The following is an 8922-nucleotide window of genomic DNA, read 5'->3' as shown; positions in this document are numbered from 1 at the left end:
TTTCTCTAAAGGAATATATGTCCTTAATTCTTTCATCCAATTTCTTATAACATTTGGCGATTCATCTAAACACAATGCCACTTCTTTAACAGTCATAGCTATATAACCTGGTTTTTTTTCACCTAGGTTTTCGCTTTTATCCATCTTTTTACCCACCTTTAAAACCTAGATAAAAACCTAAGTTTTTTAAATATCAAGGGTTATTTTCAAAAAAATCAACCTTGATACCTAGGTTTTATACCTAGGTTTTTACTAATTCATTTTACTAAGGTTTATATCCTTCTGTCATATAAAAATAACGGAATTCTTCACATCTCTAAGTCATACTTCATTTTCTTCTTAATAAATGATTATTTAATCCATATAGCGAAGACCATGGCCGCGCCACAATTTTATTTCTAATAACCTTGCAATAAAAATCATTTTTTTGTTTTTTAATATAGTAAATTTCAGTTAAAAAACAAGTCATTTTATAAAATTGGAAATTCCAAATCAAAAAAGAGAGAAGAGCATAAGGGGTTTTTGGGCCCAACTAGAGGTTGGGACTAGGCGGAGCCTAGCTTAAACGTGGGTACACGAAAATTCCCAGGATGTCCACTCACTGACGACCCAAAACCCTCTAAATGTCCCCATTGTGTCCCTAGATGTAGACTCAGTGAGTACACAAAGTCCCTTTGATGTCTCCATATGAGTACTCACTAACGACATGATATTTTTAATAAATTGCAATCAAACATTACTTTAAAATACTAAAAGAAAACAATAGACATTAAATAAATATAAATCCTTAATCTAGAAATAAATAACAACAAAATACAAGATGCTATCCAGGTGCCTCAGAATCCTTTTTAAAGAATATAAATCTAAAACAATACTATTTGTCGTAAAAACAAAAAAACACGCTTAAAAAGCAAAATAAACAGGTTTAAAAGAAGGTTTTCCTTTGCTTTTGGGGTTGAGGTTGGTTCGTCGTGTGGGGACGAACCCCCACGCATTACGTATCTAACTATGTGGTAAGTGAAATTATAAGACGAAGGCACTAGCGGTTCGGCTCGTATAATAGAAATTCAAGCCGATGATCCCCAATAGTTGCTTTTGGATGTATCGGCTTGGTGCCGCCAAAATTCGAGCCGAAAAAAGTTCCGCAAGGATGTAGCAACGCGAAAAGGGTGGAGATTTTCTGAAGCAAGGCGAAGGAAAATACAACCCGTTCCTTGTGGAACTTTTAGCTCTCTATATAGAGAGTGAGAAGGGACAAGCATACAAAAGTAGAAAAAAGTCAGTAATACCAATGGATTTGAGATTTTTTATAGTTATCGAATTCGATAACTTTAGTTATCGAATTCGATAACTATAAAGTTATAAAAAGACCTGTATGAAATTCATACAGGTTACACTAATTTTATTGGTAAATTTTTTAATTCTTTTGGTTTTCTTATAAACATGGTTTGTAATGTTTGATTAATATTGTCACGATCTCCACAAAGAATTACATTAGGATTTATGTACAATGCATACATTCTAGCATTAATTCCATCTCTACCGGATTCAAAACGTCCAATTAGACCTTTCTCAATTAATTGCTTTACTAATCTACTAACTGTATTTTTACTAGAACCTATTTTTTCTGCTATTTCAGTTTGAGTCATAGGTAATTGTTCTTTTGCGTTAATATCATGAACAATACAATTAGAACGAAAACCTATAAATCCAATGATTTTGTTTAAAAACATAATTTCTTCGTTTTTCAAATAATTATTTTGAATAAGATATAACCAATTCTCTTGAATGATTTGAGCAAATTTAGCTTTATTTTTTACTTTCCGTTCAGGTACTAACTTCATTCCATGCGAATTTGCTTTTGCTTGAAGTTCATTTGCTATGTACATCTCTTCTTCTGACAAGATCTTTGAATTCTCGATATCTCTCAATCTTGCATTTTTTTCAGCTTGTTCTAAATTGGCGAGCTTTGACATAATTTTTCTCCTCTTTTCTAAGATTTTCAACTAGAGAAGAGGAACATTTTATGCTATGATTCTTATGTAATTTAAAAATTAATAAAGTCATAAAATCTCCTTTCTCTAATTGTTAGTTTGGTCACTTACAATTATACCATGAGGAGATTTTTTATTGTATAAACAAAAGAGCCTTACCTCTGTAGGCAAGACTCCACTAGTGTAGTTATATAGTATTTAAATAACAACTAAGAAACTATAAACATATAACACCAAGTAGCAGACCCCTAACATTCCGCCTACAGCTAGTACCTGTTTAACCCAGCTTTTGAGTTTCAGATTACTGTCAATTGCTTGCACTTTTTCCATATCATTTCCTCCTATTAAGGAGAACCCTTAAAGACTCTCACCTCGCTATGGTACCATTAAGAAATGACTAATAGAGGTCTAATTTTTGTCTAAACGTATAAATATGCAATATTGCATATAGAAATGTATTGTTATAAATGTAAGCGCTTACTATAATGAAAATATAAAGATTCACCACATTTTAATACTAAAAAAGAGGAGGAAATAATATGACAATCGCAATGGCAGTTTTAAAATTTGTAGGTGGAGCAATTCCATTAGTTCAAGAACTTGTAAAAGCATTTATGTAAACTATTCCACAATTATTTATAAAAATTATTACACAAATGATCTGCACATCAATTTATTTTTGATATACAGATCATTTGTGTGAGCAAAGTCCCTTTAGCATTATTAAGGGACTTTTTTTGTTATTATTGAATGTAAACTTTTAAATATTTATTTACATTCAAAAACTCGAAAATATTGACTTTATCCTGATACCCCTGAAATCCTCAAAATTAAACAGAAAAATATACATTCAAAACACTGAAAGTAAAGAGGTCAAAAACCATGAACAAAAAACAACATCTCATTGATGTCCAATCCATCCGAAGTAAAGAACAGATCGAAGATATGAAGTCGGCTCTGAAACATCATTGTTCAGAAAAAGACTATATTCTCTTTCTTATTGGCATAAATACAGAATTGCGTATAAGCGATCTACTCCAAATATATTAAATTCAGCCTGAAATAAAAAGAAACCAACCACCAGTAAATATTAAAAATTCTATAGAAAAGAATAAATTAGGAACCAATATTTTTTTTTGAGTTTTCTCTTTATATAAAGCAATAATTGAAAATCCAGTGGAGATAACTAATGGAATGATAAAAGCATAAAATATATACGCACAATCACGTCTCGTATCTACATAATTCTGATTAGGATAAATAAGTTCATTATAAAAAACAACATACACAAGTAAAGCTAAACAAAAAATAATATTAGCTCCAATTGCACCACAAATAAATTTACTCCGTAATATTTTCATATATATTCTCCTTCTAAACATCTCATATATTTCAAATGAACCATTAAAAAACATTATATATTAATACAAAAGTAATTAACATATAATGTAAAACTTAATTTTATAAACATATCGACAAAATCCTGAGAAAAAAGGGGACTTTTTATATCAAAAATAACAGTAAAATTATTACCAGAAGAACAACATAATTTCTTCTCGAATATATAGATTAAAAGATATTTAAACTATATAAAAATAAATTAAAAAGGAGTAATAAACATGGATCAAATGGTTTTAAAAGCCCAACAATGGGTAAACATCACTTATAAAGGTAAAACCGGTTATACTGCAATTGAGGAAAATGGGAAAACAGGATGGCCAACAATGGGTGCATTAACACAAGCTTTACAGTTAGAACTTGGAATCACAAATACATCTACAACCTGTGGACCTACTACATTGCAAGAAATTGCAAAAAAATGTCCAATTAGTACAACATCTAATACAAATCAAAATATTGTAAGAATTATTCAATCAGCCTTATATTGTAAAGGCTACGGGCCCGGTGGCATTTCAGGAACATATGGAAATGAAACAAAAGCTGCTATTTCTTTAGTACAAAAGGATTTAGGTTGTACAGCAGACGGTACAGTTACTCCAAAATTATTTAAAGCACTACTTACAATGGATGCATATGTATTGGTTAATAATGGAAGTTCAAAAATTCGAAGTATTCAACAATGGTTAAATCAAAAATACATTAAACGTGCTGATTTCTTTTATATGCCTTGTGATGGTCACTTTTCTCGTGATGTACAAAAAGCTTTAATCTACGCGATTCAATATGAAGAGGGATTACAAGATGGTACTGCCAATGGTAGCTTTGGTCCTACAACAAGAGATTTACTTAGAAAAGTAGAATTAAAAGAAGGTTCTACAGGAGCTTTTGTATACCTATTTCAAGCAGCCCTTATTTTCAATGGTTACGATGTACCTTTTGATGGTAAATTTTCATCTGCTGTAACATCTAAATTAAAGGAATTCCAAAAATTCACTTTACTAAATGTAAATGGGATTTCGGACTTTCAAACATGGGCTTCATTATTAGTAAGTACTGGGGATCCAGAACGCTCAGGAAAAGCATGTGATTGCATTACAGAAATTACACCTGAACGAGCTAAAACATTAATTCAAGCCGGTTATGAAACAGTTGGACGCTATTTAACAAACGCTAATGTAACAAATGCTAAAAATAAAAAGATTCAACCTGGAGAAATGCATACCATTTTTAAATCAGGGCTAAGCATCTTCCCAATTTATCAAACAAATGGAGGAGATAAAGACTATTTTAATAGTAATCAAGGTACAAAAGATGCGGATGATGCTGTTCAAGCAGCTCTAGGTCATGGTTTTCCGTATCAAAAAACTATATATTTCGCAGTAGATTTTGATGCAACAGATGCAGATATTCAAAATAAAATTTTACCATATTTTAAAGCTATTAACGAACAAATGAAAGTATTAAAATATCATTATCAAGTTGGAGTATATGGCTCACGAAATGTTTGCATTCAAGTATCAGAAAAAGGTTATGCAGCATATAGCTTCGTTTCTGGTATGTCTACCGGTTTCAGCGGAAATCTAGGGTTTCCACTACCAAAAAACTGGGCGTTCGATCAAATTAAAGAATATTCAATCGGAAGTGGAAATGGCTCTATTGGAATTGATAAAGACATTAAATCAGGAAGAGATGAAGGTTATAAAATACCAGCAAAAGACTTAAATCTATATGAATGCATTGTAGTATCAGCAAAAGAAGGAGGTCCAGAAGACGGTCGTTGGAAATATAACTTTATTGAAGCAGCAATCAAAAAAATTCGAGACCTTAAACGAAAATATGATAATAATACAGCTCAAGTAACTTGGGTTATTGAAAGAAGTTTATATTCCAAAGATGATGTCTTTAACTTTATGAATACAGCAAAAAAATGGGGAGCAAATATTGTATTTGTTGAAAACAAAGGACAATTAATTAATTATATTAATACACAATCTATTGATGGTACTAAAAAACGTTTAAATAAAATTATAGATTTTTCATGGTTTGGTCATGGTCATACAGGATATCTTGATTTTGGACCTAAGTATTCACCTGATAACGGTATAAAATATACTGATCATTTCCATAAAGAAGATATTGCACGTTTACAAACAGACGCCTTTGCACCAGGCAACATAGCAGATTCTTATGCTTGTAATACAGGAACAAACATTGGAGGTATCAGCTTTGCACAACTGTGGGCTAATAAAACAAAAGGAATTATGACAGCTTGTGCAGATGGTCAAACCGTTTATTCGTATATTACAGTTTGCAATAAATTCGATTCACCTGTCCAATGGAAAGAAGAACATGATGCAGCAGAAATAAATAGAGCTAAAACAGGATATTCAGAATATGGTGCAAATAGATATCCTGAAACTGGAGATATAAATAAAGATAATCCAAATCCACATTGGGTAGTTTTCAAACCAAAAGCATAATAAACTAAAACATTAGTAATAAATAAAAAAGAGTGACTTTTTATTAAAAAATGAAGTGACCCCTAAAAGTTAGACACGGTTATTTCATTAGGCAGCTTGATAAAAGTGAGTCCGGTATTGTACCGGGCTCATTTTTAATTTTGCCTTAATCCGTTTCGTATTATAATAATCTATATATTTTTCTAATTCTATTTTAAAGTGCTCTACATTTTCAAATTCTTTTATGTAGAGGAACTCCGACTTCATAATCCCAAAGAAATTTTCTATTACTGCGTTGTCGTAACAGTTGCCTTTTCGAGACATACTCTGGACGATAGCTCTTGATTCAAGAGTACGGACGTACTGTCTCATTTGATAATGCCATCCTTGATCCGAATGCATCAGTAGCTGGTGGGTTTCAGGTAAACGTTCCAATGCTTTCTCTAACATGTCTGAAACAAGCGAATACGTCGGTCTAGAACCAATTGTATAGGTAATAATTTCACCATTATACAAATCTAATACAGGTGATACATACAGTTTTTCTCCAAACAATTTAAACTCTGTGATGTCTGTTACCCACTTTTGATTCGGTGCATCTGTATGAAAATTACGCTCTAAAATATTCGGTGCAATTCTACCGACTTTTCCTTTATAGGATTTATATTTCTTCATACGCACAACACACTTTAACCCAAGCTCTTTCATAATACGCTGAACCTTCTTGTGGTTCACTTTCTGGCCACGATTCGTTAATTCATCACGAATGCGACGGTAACCATAACGACCTTCATTTTCCTCATAAATCGCTTTAATCTCAGCTTTCAAATCGGCATCTACATCTGGACGATTCATTTTCTTTACTAAATCATAATACGTGCTTCGAGGAATAGTAGCTAGCTCCACGAGTGCCTTCACCGAATATTTATGCCTTAATTCATAGACTACTTGCGCTTTGTCTTGTTTTGTGATTTTTCCTTGTTTTGAACTAAGGCATTTAACTTTTTTAAGTACTCATTTTCCATCTCAAGCTGTTTAATGCGTGCTTCAAGTGCTTCGACTGACCCTTCAGCTAAAGGTTGTTTTAATTGTTTATTTGAATCTTTTTTCATGGATGGACGCCCCTTTTTCTTAGATTGAAGGGCATCAATTCCTTGTGTTTCGAGCTGTTTTTTCCAAACAGAAATCGTTGAAGGGGCAGGAATATTAAAGATAGCTGCCGTCTCAAATAAGGACATACCGTTTTCAATCATAAAGTTTAGTACGTCTAGTTTAAATTGTTGTGTGTAATTTGTACATCGTTTTAGAAAAGCTTCCAGACCATTCTGTTTATATTGGTTTACCCAATTCAAAATGATTGTGTCACTTATACCGAGCGATCTACCCATTTCTCGATAACTTTCATTTCCGTTCAAATAACGTAGAACGATTTGTATTTTTTCATCAGCTGTAAATTTAGCCATAGAAAAACTGCACCTCCAATTGTTAGACTGTGTCTAACAATTGGGGTGCAGTTCAAAAGTTACTCTTTTTTATTTTCTTATCTCAATTCATTTAGTTACTTAAACACCTCTAAATTTTTGAAATCAAAATAATAACATAATCCTAACAAGGGAATGCTTCTAAACTGATCTGTACTGCATTCCCTTATTGTATGTATGCTATATTCTTATTCGCCTTTTTCTAACAGTAGAACCACGAATTTTGGCGAAGACATTGGTTTTTGCCCTGTCCTGGGGTCCGTCCTCGCTTTTTATTCCACGCTTCCCTTGACCACGAGCCTCCGAACCCTCAAACTCCCAAAGCTAACCCCAGCGGGCAAAAATCGCCCTTCTGGGGCCACCCCTGGCGAGTTTGCATGAGGGTTCCCCTCATCGTCAAGGAACTTTCGCGGCATAAACGCCAGGACTCAGCGATTCCACATGCACGGCAACTACAATTCCTTTTAAATACATTTTTTATTTATTGCTAACAATAAATAAAAAGCTAATTTTCATAGAAAATTAGCTTTTTAACTTTAATATTTACATAAAATTATACCTATAATTTCACTTACCGTATTTTAAAACTTCTCAATACAAAACAGAACATTAAAGTGTATTATATTTTTTTACTTGTAATGGGATAGTTACAACATATAAATCTACAGCATAATAAATAATCCAAGTCCCTTTACCTTCAACATCAAGTTTTGATTGGAAAAACTGTTCTGAAATTTTTCTTTTCCCCCATTTTTTAGGAAACCATTGAAATACTTTAGGGACATTATATTTTTTATTAGACCATACCTTTAATCTCCACAGAGCTAAAATAACTGTAATAAGAATAATAAAACTAATAAAATCAGAATACGAAGCTTTTAAAAACATATATCCTCTACCTTTTCATTAGGAATGTAACAACTTATCCTCTTAAAATAGCTTTTTTCACAATATAATACATTATAGAAAATAGTAAACAAGTACCTACTATACCAAAAGTCGCAATTGAAATTTTACCTGCTAATGTTTCATTCGGATCAAATACATTAGGTAAAATTGTACCGAAAATTGCAATACACGCTAATATAATCATAAGATATTTTAATTTTTTCACCTTTTTATTCATACTAATTATCTCCCTAAATCTTTAATAATAATTTCTTTACCCAATCTCAAAAAATCATTTTCTAAATAATTTCGCAAAAAAACCTTTTGGTTTTGTAGCTGCCGTTAATAATTTTGTTTCTTGTACTTCTCTAATTGTTTCAAGTAACTTCTGATCACGTTTCTCTAACTTATTATCAATATAATCTTGTTGTTTTTGAAGTTGTTCAATTAACAATTTATTAAATTCCTCTTGTTTCTCACTATATTCTCTAAATCTACTAACTTCATTTTTTAATGATTTTAATTCTTCAGCTAAAATTTCTCCAATTTCTTTACTAGGTACAGGTTTTATACTTTCCCCACCTGTAGCAAAATAATGTTCAATTTGTTTTATTGAGTAATTTTGCTCTCTATGTAATTGTTTAACCATCTTCATTTGCTCAAGAGCTTTCTCATTAAAAACATTATAGCCTGATTCAT

At 31.8% G+C, this 8922-nt stretch carries 8 protein-coding genes and 2 pseudogenes; 2 read left to right on the top strand and 8 right to left on the bottom strand.

The features are described from left to right. The 3 genes and pseudogenes from DJ93_RS33540 to DJ93_RS34325 form a co-directional block, all read right to left on the bottom strand. A pseudogene (locus tag DJ93_RS33540) lies at window positions 1–144 on the bottom strand (DUF3967 domain-containing protein); the annotation flags it as partial. 1247 nt (window positions 145–1391) lie between these two features. Further along, on the bottom strand, window positions 1392–1976 hold the full coding sequence (locus tag DJ93_RS00150; RefSeq protein ID WP_042978628.1) for a MarR family winged helix-turn-helix transcriptional regulator: 585 nt from the start codon (window positions 1974–1976) through the stop codon (window positions 1392–1394). Window positions 1977–2192: 216 nt separating this feature from the next. Beyond that, window positions 2193–2324, bottom strand: coding sequence for a hypothetical protein (locus DJ93_RS34325; protein WP_259300280.1), 132 nt, complete (start codon window positions 2322–2324; stop codon window positions 2193–2195). A gap of 552 nt (window positions 2325–2876) precedes the next feature. On the opposite strand from DJ93_RS34325, the pseudogene DJ93_RS29760 reads away from it, so the two are divergent. After that, window positions 2877–3038, top strand: a pseudogene (locus DJ93_RS29760) (tyrosine-type recombinase/integrase); the annotation flags it as partial. Between the two features lie 8 nt (window positions 3039–3046). Here DJ93_RS29760 and DJ93_RS00140 read toward each other — a convergent pair. Further along, a complete protein-coding gene (locus DJ93_RS00140) occupies window positions 3047–3355 on the bottom strand; it encodes a hypothetical protein (protein WP_042978627.1) in 309 nt (102 codons plus the stop codon). Between the two features lie 258 nt (window positions 3356–3613). On the opposite strand from DJ93_RS00140, the gene DJ93_RS00135 reads away from it, so the two are divergent. After that, a complete protein-coding gene (locus DJ93_RS00135) occupies window positions 3614–5875 on the top strand; it encodes a glycoside hydrolase domain-containing protein (protein ID WP_080743290.1) in 2262 nt (753 codons plus the stop codon). A gap of 87 nt (window positions 5876–5962) precedes the next feature. On the opposite strand, the gene DJ93_RS29755 is transcribed toward DJ93_RS00135, so the two are convergent. From DJ93_RS29755 to DJ93_RS00110, 4 genes are all read right to left on the bottom strand, one after another. Next, a protein-coding gene (locus DJ93_RS29755) for an IS3 family transposase (protein ID WP_085959128.1) occupies window positions 5963–7317 on the bottom strand; the annotation gives its coding sequence in 2 pieces (ribosomal slippage) (window positions 5963–6864 and window positions 6864–7317; 1356 coding nt in all). 627 nt (window positions 7318–7944) lie between these two features. Next, window positions 7945–8223 carry a hypothetical protein gene (locus tag DJ93_RS00120; protein ID WP_042978626.1) on the bottom strand — a complete coding sequence of 93 codons (279 nt, stop codon included), beginning with the start codon at window positions 8221–8223 and terminating at the stop codon, window positions 7945–7947. A gap of 34 nt (window positions 8224–8257) precedes the next feature. Beyond that, window positions 8258–8461: a hypothetical protein gene (locus DJ93_RS00115; protein WP_042978625.1), complete on the bottom strand. Its 204-nt coding sequence runs from the start codon at window positions 8459–8461 to the stop codon at window positions 8258–8260. 54 nt (window positions 8462–8515) lie between these two features. Next, the coding region (locus DJ93_RS00110) for a DUF3967 domain-containing protein (protein ID WP_042978624.1) at window positions 8516–8922 on the bottom strand (407 nt) is incomplete at its 5' end.

The organism is Bacillus clarus (assembly GCF_000746925.1).
In the GTDB taxonomy this organism is placed as follows: Bacteria; Bacillota; Bacilli; order Bacillales; family Bacillaceae_G; genus Bacillus_A; species Bacillus_A clarus.
The sequence above is the reverse complement of the archived record's forward strand: the minus strand, read 5'-3'. Positions and strand labels throughout refer to the sequence as shown.